At 63.4% G+C, this 13,757-nt stretch carries 12 protein-coding genes, 1 tRNA gene and 1 other RNA gene; 1 reads left to right on the top strand and 13 read right to left on the bottom strand.

The window, feature by feature from the left end:
- Positions 1-4 precede the first annotated feature (4 nt).
- Both MTX35_RS25950 and MTX35_RS02815 read right to left on the bottom strand, forming a co-directional pair.
- Positions 5-1,051 (bottom strand): GTP-binding protein, encoded by a 1,047-nt coding sequence (locus MTX35_RS25950; RefSeq protein WP_243593474.1) that lies wholly within the window; start codon positions 1,049-1,051, stop codon positions 5-7.
- Positions 1,052-1,062: 11 nt separating this feature from the next.
- The gene (locus tag MTX35_RS02815) at positions 1,063-2,118 is read right to left on the bottom strand and encodes an N-acetylmuramoyl-L-alanine amidase (RefSeq protein ID WP_243593636.1); all 1,056 of its coding nucleotides are present in this window, start codon (positions 2,116-2,118) and stop codon (positions 1,063-1,065) included.
- A gap of 553 nt (positions 2,119-2,671) precedes the next feature.
- Here MTX35_RS02815 and MTX35_RS02820 point away from each other — a divergent pair.
- Positions 2,672-3,016: an Lsr2 family protein gene (locus tag MTX35_RS02820; protein ID WP_243593637.1), complete on the top strand. Its 345-nt coding sequence runs from the start codon at positions 2,672-2,674 to the stop codon at positions 3,014-3,016.
- A 118-nt stretch (positions 3,017-3,134) separates the two neighbouring features.
- On the opposite strand, the gene MTX35_RS02825 is transcribed toward MTX35_RS02820, so the two are convergent.
- The 11 genes from MTX35_RS02825 to ssrA form a co-directional block, all read right to left on the bottom strand.
- A tRNA-Ala gene (locus MTX35_RS02825) sits at positions 3,135-3,207 on the bottom strand.
- A gap of 127 nt (positions 3,208-3,334) precedes the next feature.
- A complete protein-coding gene (locus MTX35_RS02830) occupies positions 3,335-4,081 on the bottom strand; it encodes a DsbA family protein (protein WP_243593475.1) in 747 nt (248 codons plus the stop codon).
- A gap of 25 nt (positions 4,082-4,106) precedes the next feature.
- Complete coding sequence (locus MTX35_RS02835; protein ID WP_243593638.1) at positions 4,107-5,264, bottom strand: MFS transporter; 1,158 nt, start codon at positions 5,262-5,264, stop codon at positions 4,107-4,109.
- A gap of 77 nt (positions 5,265-5,341) precedes the next feature.
- Positions 5,342-6,982, bottom strand: a complete 1,641-nt coding sequence (gene pgm / locus MTX35_RS02840; protein ID WP_243593476.1) for a phosphoglucomutase (alpha-D-glucose-1,6-bisphosphate-dependent) — start codon at positions 6,980-6,982, stop codon at positions 5,342-5,344.
- A 70-nt stretch (positions 6,983-7,052) separates the two neighbouring features.
- Positions 7,053-7,784, bottom strand: a complete 732-nt coding sequence (locus MTX35_RS02845) for a DUF1295 domain-containing protein (protein WP_279395622.1) — start codon at positions 7,782-7,784, stop codon at positions 7,053-7,055.
- Positions 7,785-7,840: 56 nt separating this feature from the next.
- Positions 7,841-9,166 carry a cyclopropane-fatty-acyl-phospholipid synthase family protein gene (locus tag MTX35_RS02850; protein ID WP_243593478.1) on the bottom strand — a complete coding sequence of 442 codons (1,326 nt, stop codon included), beginning with the start codon at positions 9,164-9,166 and terminating at the stop codon, positions 7,841-7,843.
- The gene (locus tag MTX35_RS02855; protein WP_243593479.1) at positions 9,163-10,476 is read right to left on the bottom strand and encodes a cyclopropane-fatty-acyl-phospholipid synthase family protein; all 1,314 of its coding nucleotides are present in this window, start codon (positions 10,474-10,476) and stop codon (positions 9,163-9,165) included. The genes MTX35_RS02850 and MTX35_RS02855 overlap by 4 nt, the downstream gene beginning before the upstream one ends.
- Positions 10,473-11,252, bottom strand: a complete 780-nt coding sequence (locus tag MTX35_RS02860) for a DUF1365 domain-containing protein (protein WP_243593480.1) — start codon at positions 11,250-11,252, stop codon at positions 10,473-10,475. Before MTX35_RS02860 ends, MTX35_RS02855 begins: the two co-directional genes overlap by 4 nt.
- A complete protein-coding gene (locus MTX35_RS02865; protein WP_243593481.1) occupies positions 11,243-12,514 on the bottom strand; it encodes an FAD-dependent oxidoreductase in 1,272 nt (423 codons plus the stop codon). The genes MTX35_RS02860 and MTX35_RS02865 overlap by 10 nt, the downstream gene beginning before the upstream one ends.
- A complete protein-coding gene (locus MTX35_RS02870; protein ID WP_243593482.1) occupies positions 12,511-13,206 on the bottom strand; it encodes a S9 family peptidase in 696 nt (231 codons plus the stop codon). The genes MTX35_RS02865 and MTX35_RS02870 overlap by 4 nt, the downstream gene beginning before the upstream one ends.
- A 118-nt stretch (positions 13,207-13,324) precedes the next feature.
- Positions 13,325-13,695: a transfer-messenger RNA gene (gene ssrA / locus MTX35_RS02875) on the bottom strand.
- Positions 13,696-13,757 lie beyond the last annotated feature (62 nt).

Here is a 13,757-nt window from a genome sequence, read left to right on the forward strand (position 1 = left end):
GAAACTAACCGGTCTCGAGGTAGCGGTGAACCGGAAGCATGGCGGAAGCGTCGTCGGCGTCGTCCGGCCCTCGTACACAGGCACGCAACCGCTGCTCGACGGCCGATGCATCGAGATCGGTACCGATGAGCACCAATGAGGTCTGCTCGGGCTCACCCCGGGCCCACGACGCGGCCTCGAATCGGATGTGTCGACCCACCGTGTGCACGATGAACTTCTGCGCATAGCCCGTGATGCCGAAGTGTACGAATCCCTTGATGCGGTAGAGGTTTCCGGAAGGATTCTCCAAGAACTCGATCAATCGGCGCGGTTCGACGGGAGTCGTCGTGACGAATTCGGTGTGCGAGTACTGCGCGTGCAGGTGATGATCGTGGTCGTGATCGTGGTCGTGGTTCTCCCGAAGTAGCTCGTCGAACGACAGCTGCACCGCAATAGCCGAATCCACCGACCGATCGTCACGCCGATCGAACAGCAGCAGCGGGTCGACGCGACCGAACGCTACGGGTACGACGGGCACGTCTCCTACGACGGACTGCACCGTCGACACCACCGCGGAGCGTTCGGACTCGGTCACCACATCGGACTTGTTCAGTACCACCAGGTCGGCCAATTGCAGGTGCTGGTCGATCTCGGGATGCCGCACGCGGGTCTGCGGGAACTCCACGGCGTCGACGACACCGACGAGCCCGCCGTAGACGATGAATTCGTTCTCGCTACCTCGAACCATCCGAATCAGATTGCGGGGTTCGGCCAGGCCGCTGGCCTCCACCACGATGACGTCGATGGCGGCCCGACGGTGCGCGAGGGCGTCGAACATCGCGTCCATATCGCTGATGTCGACGGCGCAACAGATGCAGCCGTTACCGAGAGAGACCATCGAATCGACCTGGCCGGCCACGAGCATCGAGTCGATGTTGATCGCCCCGAAGTCGTTGACCACAACCCCGATTCGAATACCGGAATCATTGCGCAACAGATGGTTCAGGAGCGTGGTCTTACCTGCTCCGAGAAAGCCCGCAACTATCACCACCGGAATTCGTCGACGCGCCACGGCGTCCGAGACTACCGGTCGGCGAGAATCTGTTTCAGCAGGCCTCGAGCGAACGTCGACACAATTCTCACGTTGTCCGGGGTCACGAGCCCTCTCGAGCCGTCGACCCCGAACGACTCGACATACGGCGAGACACTCTCGAGCAGTCCGGACAATGCGCTACGCCCCTGCACCGCTGAGCGCTCTGTGCTCGGTGCCGTTGCGGTGGGCACCGTGATGTCGGTCGTCTTCGCCCCGGCCGGAGCTGCCGCGGTTGTCGTGTCGGGGCCGGCCGACGACGCCTCCGCAGTGTCGGATCCGAGAAGATAGTCGATGATTCCGGTCGAAATGGCGATCGCGTGCTTCAGCTGACCATCCGAGCTCTCCAGAAGAGCTGCGTCGTCCGGGTTGGATCCGTTGCCCATCTCGACGAACACGAGGGGCACCGTGGTCAGTGCGGGCCCGGCGACATCGGATCGCTCCTGGATTCCGTTCTCGACTCCTGCGTAGTTGGCGGGCTCGAAGCCTGCGCGCACGTAGGAGTCGCGCATCAGCGTCGATGCCGAACGTCCCCCCTCGGATTGGGCAGCATCGGCAGCCGCGCTCGGAATCGGCAGGGTGGGAACGATCAGATGGAACCCGTGCTTGTCGGCGTCGGTCGTCGTACTCGTGGAGTCCGCATGGATACTCACGGCCACATCGGCACCGGACTCGCCGGCGGCCCGCGCCCTGTCGTCGACGCATCCGCCCCACCCGGTGTCGTCTGCTCGACTCGTCTTCACCGTCGCACCCAGACTCTCGAGGCTCGACCGGACGAGCTCGCTGACCTTCCAGTTGATCGTGTGCTCGGGCACGCCGTCCAGTGTGGTCATGCCGGTGGTCTGGCAATCCTTGGTGCCGCCCCGACCGTCGTTCACCTGCCGCTGCAGATTCTCCGAATGTGCGCCGCCCTGGTGACCCGGGTCGAGGAACACTGTCTTCCCCGACAACTCCGTGCCTACGGCGGATGCGGTGCTGGACGGTGTGATGGGTGCCGCGACGGCCGGTGCGGACACGAGCACTCCGACACCGATGATTCCGGTGCACATCAATGCGGTCACTGCAGATTTTGTTGTTCGCGCAGTTCTCATATCGTCGTGGGCCCACCGGTGGAACTGGTGGTGCCATTCCCCTCTCGACCCCTCGGACCCAGCTGATCGACGCGAGTCACCGACTTCGCGGGACACCACACGCCACAACAGACACTTGCGCCTCAAGTGAAGCAGATCTCGCACCCAATGCCTGTCGAGTGATCTTTCGTTAGTAAAACGATTGCGTTTCGTGACCTATCCGTAGCCGTAAACGACCGCTCCAGCCGATTCCCATTCGGTCGCGCACGAACCGACGTACGGACCGCGTTGCGTATTCAAACCGGACAGTTCGTCTTTGTTTTGGATATGGACGAACAGCACCGCTGGGAGAATCCTCGTCGCAATCACGTTGCCGGTTTCGCCGAACCGTCGCTCCGATTCTGTGGGAATTCTGCGAATCCAGTAACAATCCCCCGACCCGCGTGGATAAACACATTGTTCAGCCGTATAGTCGCTTCAGTTCGATCTGGACATCCCCGCATCATCCCCTGCATCATTGGAGAGCTTCAGCATGGCCAGAAAAGTCTATGTGCAACTAGTCGATGACATCGACGAGAAACCGATCGAATCCGGTGGCGAACACATAACCTATTCGGTCAACGGAGTCAGCTACGAAATCGACCTGAGCGACAAGAACGCGAAGGAATTTCACCGCAAGCTCGACTATTACATCGAGCACTCCACCAAGGTCGGTGGAAAGCGGACGAAGAAGTCGAGCACTCCCACAACCGGAGCGAAGCGCGACGCCAATCAGACCAAAGCCATCAGAGAATGGGCCAAGGCGAACGGCCACAATATTTCCGCACGAGGCAGAATCCCCGCCGAGGTAGAGCAGGCATTCGACGCCGCGCACTGAGCTCGACCGCCGAATCGGCTCCGGGCACCACGAACGGACGCCGTTTCGACGGTCGGCGGACCCAAGCAACAAAAAAGCGTCACCCGAAGGTGACGCTTTTTTTCGTTGATTTTCTCGGTGGAGCTAAGGGGACTCGAACCCCTGACCCCCACACTGCCAGTGTGGTGCGCTACCAGCTGCGCCATAGCCCCGAGTTACTGCGTGCTCCCGCTCATGCGGTTGCTCGAACGAAGTTACACCATCGGTCGCAGCAGCAACAAATCACCTGGTACGGCCGGTTCCGAATACTCGGCGACCGGCCGCACCCGCGCCTCGAGATCAGTTGATCGACGCCAACCATTCAGAGTCACCGAGCGCATCGACAACCTCACCGTCGACGAGGACCCCCGGTGTTCCACGGGCACCCGACGCGGCGAGCGCGTCCCGTCCGATGTTTGCATCCGCCACTGCAGAATCGCGCTGCGCGCCGCTGACGATGCACTCGGTCGCCAGATCACTCGCTCCTACGGAACGAGCGAGTTCTGCGATTTCGGCATCGGTTCGGTCGGAGTCACCGCCTTCTTCGGGGCGGAATTCCGGGTCGAACAACCCGGAGTGAAAGGCGGAGTAGACCCGCGCGTTCTCTGTCTCGGCCACACAGTGCGAGGCCGCGACGGCACGCGTCGAATAGTCACCGGACGCCGACTGTGGATCCAGGAAATTGACCAGGTGGTAATTCACCGAGACGACACCGTCGTCGATTTTCTGAGCCAACTCCTGGCCGTGCTTCACTTCGAGATCGCCGCAGAACGGGCACATCGGATCCTCGAAGACATCGATGACACGCTCCGCTCCCGGACGCGCCAGCGTCACCACACCGTCGCCCGGGAGCGATAATTCGACCGCGGGATTCTTGACTGTTCCGTAGCCATCGTTGCGCGGGGCGTCGCTTCCGCTCTGCCACATGATCGCAACCACGATGACGATCACCACCACAACGAATGCGACGCCGCCCAATACGTATGTCACCGTGTTGGAGGTTGCCTCGGGTGTGTGTTTCGTACTCGATATCTTCTTCTGGCTCACACAACGAATACTACGTTCGCGCCCGTCAGGTGTGCTCGCGCCCGAGTGTGTCCGGAACTCGCGACCACCAGAGTCCAGCCAGTAACAGCAAAGCGCCCGTCACGGCGAAAGCGGGTCCGAACGAGACCTCTTCGACGATCATCCCGGCCACGATCGGGCCGATGACCGCGCCGACATCGGAGGCCATCTGGAATGCAGCCAGCACGGGCCCCCCGCGCGCCTTCGAGCCGATCACGTCGGCAACCGAGGCCTGCTGGGCAGGGCTCATCAGACCCGATCCGATTCCGGCGATCAACGACACCACGAGAAACAGCACGGGATCCTGGACGTACCCCATCACGACGGTTCCCAGGCCGCACACCGCCAACCCACCCACCATGAAGGGCTTGCGTCCGCGCACATCGGACAGGCGACCGGCAGTGGTGAGAACCAGCGCATTTCCCACCGCGAACACGGTCAGCGCGACACCGACGAACACCTCGGATCGCTGCATCGCCTCGACGACGAACAACGGCACCAAGGCCACCCGAACACCGAACACTGCCCAACCGTTGGCGAAATTCGACGCCAACGCAGCTTGATACGACGGAATCCGCAGGGCGGCGAGCAACGACATCGTGGGCGGTGCCGAGCCCTTCTCCGGCTTGACGAGGTCGGAATTGCCCAGGGTGAAATACACGACGGCCGCCGCGATCACGAGAGCCACGGCGTAGATGACGAACGGCACCCGCAGACCGAATCCGACGAGCGCGCCGCCGACGAGCGGACCGCCGATGGTTCCCAACAGGAAGGCGGTCGCATACAGGCCGGAGATGCGGCCACGACTGGTGGGAGGACTGATTCTGATCAGCAATCCCAGCGCCGACACCGAGAACATCGTCGAGCCGATTCCGCCGAGTCCGCGAAAGAGCAGCAGCTGCCAGTACGTCTGGGCCAGAGCGCACGCACCGGTGGACACCGCGACGATCAGCAATCCGATCAGGTACACGGGCCGCTCGCCGAGCCGCTGCACCAGAGCACCACTGGCGGGTGCGAACAGCAACCGCATGAGAGCGAATGCACTGATGACCGCCGACGCCGCCGTGTACCCGACGCCGAATTCCCTGGCGAACTGTGGCAGAGCGGGCGCGACGATGCCGAATCCGAGCGCGATGACGAACGCCGCCGACACCAGAACCCAGATCTCCGGTGGGAGCTTGCCTCCGGGTTGAAACGCCGACTCGGGAGCCGAACTGTCGTTGTCGGGTGGAGGTGAGTCGGTCACGAGCTCTCGAGTGCGGACGACACCAGTTCACGTGCTGCGGATTGAACCCGGGCAAGATGCTCCTCGCCCTGGAACGACTCCGCGTAGATCTTGTACACGTCCTCGGTTCCGGATGGGCGCGCAGCGAACCAGGCGCTCTCCGTCGTCACTTTCAGGCCACCGAGTGCGGCTCCGTTGCCCGGAGCCTCGGTCAGCGTTGCCGTGATCGGTTCGCCTGCCAACTCGGTGGCGGTGATCTGGCTCGGCGAGAGCTTGGCGAGAACGGCTTTCTGCTCGCGGGTGGCCGGTGCATCGACGCGTGCATACGTCGGATTGCCGAACTTCGCAGTGAACTCGCCGTAGCGCTGCGATGGGGTGGATCCGGTGACGGCGGTGATCTCGGACGCCAGCAGCGCGAGGATGATGCCGTCCTTGTCGGTGGTCCAGACTCGGCCGTTGTGTCGGAGGAACGACGCTCCGGCGCTCTCCTCGCCGCCGAACCCGAGCTCACCGGCGAGCAGGCCCGGAACGAACCACTTGAATCCGACCGGCACCTCGAGCAGTCGACGGCCGAGACCTGCGACGACCCGGTCGATCATCGACGAGCTCACCAACGTCTTGCCCACTGCCGCCGTAGGTGACCAATCGGGTCGGTGCGTGAACAGATAGTCGATGGCAACGGCGAGGAAGTGATTGGGATTCATCAGACCACCGTCGGGAGTGACGATGCCGTGCCGGTCGGAGTCGGCGTCGTTGCCTGTCGAGATGTCGAACCGATCGCGGGCAGCGATGAGCGACGCCATCGCGTTCGGCGACGAGCAATCCATCCTGATCTTGCCGTCGGTATCGAGAGTCATGAAGCGGAATGTGCCGTCCACCAACGGGTTCACCACGGTCAGGTCCAGATTGTGCCGCTCGGCGATGGCATCCCAGTAATCGACACTCGCACCGCCCAACGGATCTGCGCCGATGCGGACCCCGGCTGCCCGGATGGCGTCGAGGTCGAGCACGTTCGGCAGATCGTCCACGTAGGTGCCGAGGAAGTCGTAGCGTGAGACGCTCCCCGCGAACGCCTGCGCGAGCGTCACCCGCTTGATGCCCGAAATGCCATCGTGCAGAAGCTCGTTCGCGCGAGCGGCGATGACCGATGTGGCATCGCTGTCGGCAGGACCGCCGTGCGGAGGGTTGTACTTGAAGCCGCCGTCCCGGGGCGGGTTGTGCGACGGAGTCACCACGATGCCGTCGGCCTTCGCCGCGGGGCCCGATTCGTTGTACCGAAGGATGGCGTGACTGACGGCCGGGGTCGGGGTGTACCGATCCCCCGAATCGACCAGTACGTCGACGTCGTTGGCCGCCAACACTTCCAGAGCCGTCGTCCAGGCGGGTTCCGACAACGCGTGGGTGTCCCGGCCGATGAACAACGGCCCGGTGATGCCTTGCGCAGCGCGGTACTCCACGATCGCCTGCGTCGTCGCAACGATGTGTGCCTCGTTGAACGCCGAATCCAAGCTGGATCCTCGATGCCCTGATGTGCCGAACACCACCTGCTGGCTGGGTTCCGACACGTCGGGAACTCGCGAGTAGTACGCCGTCACGAGCTGCGAAAGATCTACCAGATCCTCCGGCAATGCAGTGGTTCCAGCTCTCTCGTGCGCCACGATGCGCCTCCTCGTTGATCGACGAACCGAAATCCTCGACCAACCCTAGCGCCGCTGCCTCCCCCACGAGCTACTTGCTGGGTCCTTTCGGCGGCCGTGGGAGGAAATAGCTGGTCCGCTGCTGGTATTCGCGATACCCCGGACGCTTTTCCATGCTGCGCTCGAGCAACCGCGCACCGGTGGCGAACACCAGGAAGTACGTCATCGCGATGGGCGACAGCAACGTGAACACTCCGGGCCACGCCGACGCCGAGACGAGGAACAGTCCCCACCAGACGGCAGAGTCGCCGAAGTAGTTGGGGTGCCGCGTCCAGGACCACAGACCACGATCCATGATCTTGCCCTTGTTCGACGCGTCGGCCTTGAAGGCCGTCAACTGCGCATCCCCCACTGCCTCGAACGTCCATCCGAGAATCCAGACCAGTACGCCGAGTACCACGACCGGCAGAACGGATCCGTGTGCGACGGCGGATACCTGCAGCGGCAGGGACACGAACCACAGCGCAACCGCCTGCGTCAGGTAGATCTTCCGCAGGGCATACAGGGTTTCGTTGCCGGTGGCCTTGGACAGCAGCTCGGTGTAGCGCGGATCCTCACCGTGTCCGCGCGAGCGTCGAAAGACGTGTACTGCGAGACGAAGCCCCCACACTCCGACGAGCACGAGTAGCAACAGTCGTCGCCACAGATCACCTGTTCCGGTCGCAGCCGAGATCAGTGCGATCAGAACGAATCCGCCGCCCCACGTCACGTCCACGACGTTGTGGCGTCCGATGCGCGCGCCGATGAGGGCAGTGACGATCATCAGAACAGCGGTACCGCCGAGGCTCGCAAGCGATACGGTGAGGAAGTCGGACCAGTTCACCGCGGGCACACCCACACCGGTCGTACCGATTCCATCTCGGACGGTCCGTTATCGGACCGAACCGCCAGAATCTGGTCGACGCCCATCCTGTTGTCTCGGAAGGCCATTCCGCCGCCGATCAGGTACAGCCGCCACACGCGAGCGACCTCTTCCCCGACCATCGCCACCACGTCGTCGAAACGCGCCTCGAAGCGCTCGGTCCAGACATCGACGGTCCGCACGTAATGTTCACGGAGGGCGTGGACGTCGCGAACCTCTAGCCCTGCCTCCTCGATCATTGCGACGGTCCGCCCCACCGGGCGCATGTACATGTCCGGCGCGATGAACGATTCGATGAATGCTCCGCCGCCGGGATTGTCGCCTTCCCGCCGCGACATCTGCTGAATCAGCACGCGTCCACCAGGCTTGACGTTGCTGTGCAGTGCCGCAGTGTAAGTCGGGTAATTGGCCTCCCCCACATGCTCACCCATCTCGATCGACGCCACCGCGTCGAAGGGCCCGTCCGGAATCTCTCGATAGTCCTGGATACGGATCTCGACGTTGTCCTGCAATCCTCGGTCGGCAATTCGCTTGTCGATGAAGGCTTTCTGTTCGCGCGAGATGGTCACTCCGACGACCTGCGCTCCGTACTCCTGAGCCGCGTGCAGGCTCAGGGACCCCCAGCCGCATCCGACGTCGAGAAAGCGTTGCCCTACGCGCTTGTCGAGCCCGATCTTTCGGCAGACGAGGTCGAGTTTGTCGCGCTGGGCATCGTCGAGGGTGTAGTCCGGCGAATCCGAGGTCCAGTACGCGGACGAGTACGCCATATGCGAATCGAGTACCAATTCGTAGAAGTCGTTCGACAGGTCGTAATGGTGGCTGATCGCAGCTCGGTCACGGAGCACCGAGTGCAGCCGCCCCTTCACCGATGCCTGCGACACGGGCGGCGGCAGTGGGCGGCCGAACACTCCGAGATCCTTGGCCAGTTTTGCCAACCGCAGGAGCGACGCCGGCCCCGGTCGTATCGCCGAGAGTCGGCGCTCACGCACCACACCCCAGACGTGATCGAGGGCCGCTGCCAGATCGCCGTCGACATCCAGCTCCCCGGTGACGTATGCCTGCGCGGCACCGAGTTCGCCGGGGCTCCACAGCAATCGCCGAAGAGCGCTCGGGCTCCGCAACAGCACTCGCGGTGCCGATGCATCTCCTGCAACGGATCCGTCCCATGCCTGGAGCCGAACGGGAAGCGGACCACCCACGAGAGGTTCTATCAACTCGGCAATCCGATGTGCGACACCGACACTGCGATCGGTCCTGTCCACGGAAAGTGTCGAGGTGGTCATCGGTTGTCCCTTCGGTCGAGCACGATCTGTTGAACATCGAGGTACCCGGATCTGAATCCGGCTTCCGAGTAACACAGGTAGAAGTGCCACATTCGTGCGAACACCTCGTCGAAACCGAGTTCCTCGGCCTCGCTGCGGTACTCACGGAAACTTCGGTCCCACTGGGCGAGGGTTCGCGCGTAGTGATCGCCCATGGACAGACGCTCGCGAACTCGAAGCGAGGTGTGCTGCTCGGTCACTTCCTCGATGGCCCGCACCGACGGCAGGAACCCGCCGGGAAATATGTACTTGTGCACCCAGGTATACGTATTTCGGGTAGCCAGCATTCGGTCGTGCGGCATCGTGATGGCCTGCAGGGCAACCCGCCCACCCGGCGCGAGCAACGAGTCGATCGTCTCGAAGTACGTTCCCCAGTACTGATGCCCGACGGCCTCGATCATCTCGACCGACACGATCGCGTCGTACTCGCCGTCGACCAAGCGGTAGTCGAGGAGATCGATCTGGATCCGATCTGCGTAACCGGCAGCGGCACAGCGCTTACGCGCCAGTTCCTGCTGTTCGATCGACAGGGTCACCGACCGGACCGTCGCACCACGAGCGGCCGCACGAATGGCCAGCTCGCCCCATCCGGTACCGATCTCGAGCACCCTGGTTCCCTCGCCGACGCCCGCCCGGTCCAGTAGCCGGTCGATCTTGCGGCGCTGAGAGTCGGCGAGCTCCTCACTGTCGTCGTCGTTTCCCGATTCGGCGAACAACGCACTGGAGTAGGTCATCGTCTCGTCGAGGAAGAGTTCGAAGAGGTCGTTCGACAGGTCGTAGTGGCGCGAGATGTTGGATCGCGTGTTCTTGGTCGTGTTCCGCTCGCTCCGTGGAGGCTTGGGGATATAGAGCCCTCGGAGGCGCTGCAGGGGCTTCGGAATCAGGGACGCCATGCGCCGGGCGAAGACCTCGAGCACGGCACTGAGATCCTCGGCATCCCAGTCGCCGGCCATGTATGCCTCACCGAATCCGATGAGTCCGCTGTCGCCTACTCGCGCGGCGAAGTCGTGTGGCCGATAGACGGTCATCAACGGGGCGTCGGCCGAGCCGGCCCCGATCACCTCGCCGTCGGGCATCGCGACACGAACCTGCAATCGCGCGACCGCGCGGCGGAAGAGGAAGTCGGCGACGGGTGCTGCGGCTGCAACCTTCATGCCACCGGGAACCTGGGCGATCTGAGGCCAGACCCGTGGATCCACCAGCGGGCGCGGACCGACAGCGGAACCACCGTACGGGTTCGACACAGAATCGGCCTTCGACACAGTTGTCATCTGTTGGCCCCTTCCTTCTGGAATTCTCGCGCCCCGGGAGGGGCAGGTTTTTGCACGATCTTCAGACCCCGCGCCCAGAGCCGAATGCCTTGCCAGCGGATCTGTATCACCACCCGTAACGGCGCACACGGGATCTCGAGTGCGGTGCGGAGAATGGACCTCGACGTCACCTCGCGTCGACGGCCGTAGACGGTCGCCACGAACGGAGGCTGCCCGGGTCGTTCGAGGACGATCGACAGCCGGAGTGCGGCGTCCGGCTCGGGTAGCCGCATGGAGTATTCGCCGTCGACGTCGTTGAACGGCGAGACGTAGAACTCCTTGGTCGTGCGGGCCGCGCCGCGATGATCGGTGTGCAGCAGATACCGGTATCGCTCGCCGTAGGTGTTGTGCACCTCCGCCACCACGCAGCGGAGTTCTCCGTCGCGATCGTGGCACCAGTACACACTCAGTGGGTTGAACGTGTGCCCGAACACTCGCGCATTGGCCAACATCGTGATCCGTCCGCCGCCCAGGTCGATACCGTTCTCCGCCAGGAACGCGTCGACGTTCTGGCGGATGGTGGCGTCGGGGTCACCGAGGTGGTCACGGGGATCGAACGAGGCCAGCGGTCGCAGTATCCGGGGCAATTCGGGAAGAGCGTCGAGATCGACGAACCAGCTGTAACTCTTGTACGAGAACGTATTTCGAATCGGCGCGCGTCGAACGTGGTCGATCCGAGTGCGATACAACGACGCCCCGTGTGCGCGGGTGGTCGGCAGAACCGATGTCAGAGCCACGTGGCCCCCACCCGTTGTGCGGCGCGCGCGCCCGACAACGCACCGTCCTCGTGAAATCCCCAACCGTGGTAGGCACCGGCGAATACCACTGTGTCGGTGTCCAATTCGGGAAGTCGACGCTGCGCTGCAACCGATTCGGGGGTGTACTGAGGGTGTTCGTAGGTCATCTCGTCGAGTACCGCGTTCGGGTCGATCCGATCCGCTCCACCGAGGGTGACGAGCATTCTGCGATCGGTGTCGCTCAGGCGCTGCAACCTGGTCAGGTCGTAGCTGACCAGCACCCGGTCGGGCCTGGCCGTGCACGACGGGAGGTGGTAGTTCCACGATGCACGCGCCCTGGTGTTCTTCGGCAACACCGACGAGTCCGTGTGCAGTTGCGTGTGATTGGTGGAGTACGGCATCGCTCCCAGGATGCTGTGCTCGAGGGCCGTCGGTTCTGCGAGCATCTTCAGCGCGGCACCGGGATGCACGGCGATCACGGCCGCGTCGAACGTGCGCAGGCGGTCGTGGCCGTCGCGGATCTGCACGGAGTCCTCGGACCTGTAGACCGCGCGCACCGGGGTATCGAGCAGTACCTCGTCGATGTGCTGCGCAACCCGGCGAACGTATTCGATGGATCCGCCGGTGACTGTGCGCCAGGTGGGCGATCCTGTGACGGTGAGCATTCCGTGGTGGCGGAGAAAAGTGAACAGGTAGCGAGCCGGGTAGGCGAGCGCAGTGTCCGGGTCACACGACCACACTGCCGACACCAACGGCGTCATGAAGTGGGATTCGAAGTACGCCGAGAACGAGTGATCTTCGAGAAACTGCGCGAGAGTCGTCTCGGACTCGACCGGTTCGGCACTGTCCAGCAGTTCGTTGGCCAGGCGATGAAAACGCTTGACGTCGAGCAACATCGAGACGAATCGTGGCTTGAACACCGCCGTACGTTGCGCGAGGATTCCGCCCATGCCCTGGCCGCCCGAGTACTCGAGCCCGCACCCGTCGCAGCGCACGGACATGCTCATGTCCGAATCCTGCGTCGGCACGTCGAGTTCGTCGAACAACCGCAGCAGAGTCGGATACGTCCGGTCGTTGTGCACGATGAACCCGGTATCGACGCCTACCGGACCGTCGGGGCCGTCCACGTAATGGGTGTCCGCGTGACCACCGAGCCGAGAGTCCGCCTCGTACAGCGTCACCGTCGAGTTCTTGGACAGTGCGTATGCGGCCGTCAAGCCGGCGATGCCGCTCCCCACCACCGCAACCCGCCGGCGCGTCACGATTGCCTGCCCATGCAGTCGACCTTGGTATCGGCGGCGATTCCGACGACGAAGTCACGCGTGGCCCGCGACCAGAGTCGCGGATTGCGGAGCATGAAATGCCCACCCGGAACGGAAATGTAGCGAGCGGACGCCCCGCGATCCGCCGCACGTTCGGTTGCCCGGCGCGAGGTTCGCGGATCGGTCCACTTGTCTGCAGTTCCGTGCATCACGAGCAGCTTCTTACCCGGGCCGAACGCATCGGCCTCCGCCCCCTCAGGCCACCACGGAGCCAACGCGACGACACCCACGATCTTCCGGGTCGTTTCTGCAGGCTCCACTCCCGCGACAGAAGGCTCGTCGATCAGGGCAGCTGCGGTGCGGCCACCCATCGAATGGCCGACGACCACGACGTGAGCGTCGGGATGCTCGGCGTGGATCCGGTTCAGTGCCCACCGGGCATCCTCGACCGGAGACCGTTCGGGGGCGTTCCAGCCCCGGAACCGGTACTGCAACTGCTGCACCGAAATGCCGCGGGTGCGTCCCACGCGCCGAAGCATCCAGGTGAACGGCCACATTCGCAGGCCGGCCAGATGCCAGGGCCTACTGCGTGCCCGGCTCACATCCTTGCCGCCGCCGAGGACCAATACGACCAGTGCAGGCTCGGACACTCTTCTGCCGGTGCGCAGAACTGGAGTCGGCTCGTTGCTCATGACCACTATTCGGCACCGCGGTCGCTTCGGGTGGGATGGGTCCTGTCGAGTGGACAGTGACCTGTCCGACATAGAAAGAAGACCGGGCCGAGAGTGTGTCTCTCGGCCCGGTCTTCGTCGGTGGAGCTGCCGGGAATCGAACCCGGGTCCTCTGCTGCATTGCCAGGGCTTCTCCGTGTGCAGTCCGCTATGCCTCTACTTGGATCTCCCGATCTCGCGAACAAGTCAGGATGACGATCCCAGCCACTGTTTGATGTTCCTCATCATCCCGCGGCCGGATGAATCGGTAAGCCCTCTAGCTGATGCCAGTACCCGGACCGAGGGCGAGCCCGGACTGACAGACACGCAGTCGCTACTTAGGCAGCGAGTGCGTAGTCGCGCTGATTGGAATCGGCGCTTATAAGGTTGCGATGACGCTTACGGTGGTCTCTCGCCTGCACCGACACGCTTCCCCTGACTCAACATACAAAGTCGAAACCGTTCAGCCCCGTATGTTCCCGAACACCGTGTCCGGGCTGTTCAGTGTAACGCCTCGCACGGGCACAATCATC

Origin of the sequence: Rhodococcus sp. ARC_M12, assembly GCF_022810385.1 — a bacterium.
GTDB lineage: Bacteria > Actinomycetota > Actinomycetes > Mycobacteriales > Mycobacteriaceae > Rhodococcoides > Rhodococcoides navarretei.

Bases quoted from the DNA above. Each gene is read 5' to 3' on its own strand.
- MTX35_RS02845 (WP_279395622.1), bottom strand. From the start codon at position 7,784: ATGATCGTCACTGCCCTCATCGGCGCGCGCATCGGACGCCACAACGTC.
- MTX35_RS02820 (WP_243593637.1), top strand. From the start codon at position 2,672: ATGGCCAGAAAAGTCTATGTGCAACTAGTCGATGACATCGACGAGAAA.
- MTX35_RS02815 (WP_243593636.1), bottom strand. From the start codon at position 2,118: ATGTGCACCGGAATCATCGGTGTCGGAGTGCTCGTGTCCGCACCGGCC.
- MTX35_RS02855 (WP_243593479.1), bottom strand. From the start codon at position 10,476: ATGACAACTGTGTCGAAGGCCGATTCTGTGTCGAACCCGTACGGTGGT.
- MTX35_RS02850 (WP_243593478.1), bottom strand. From the start codon at position 9,166: ATGACCACCTCGACACTTTCCGTGGACAGGACCGATCGCAGTGTCGGT.
- MTX35_RS02870 (WP_243593482.1), bottom strand. From the start codon at position 13,206: ATGAGCAACGAGCCGACTCCAGTTCTGCGCACCGGCAGAAGAGTGTCC.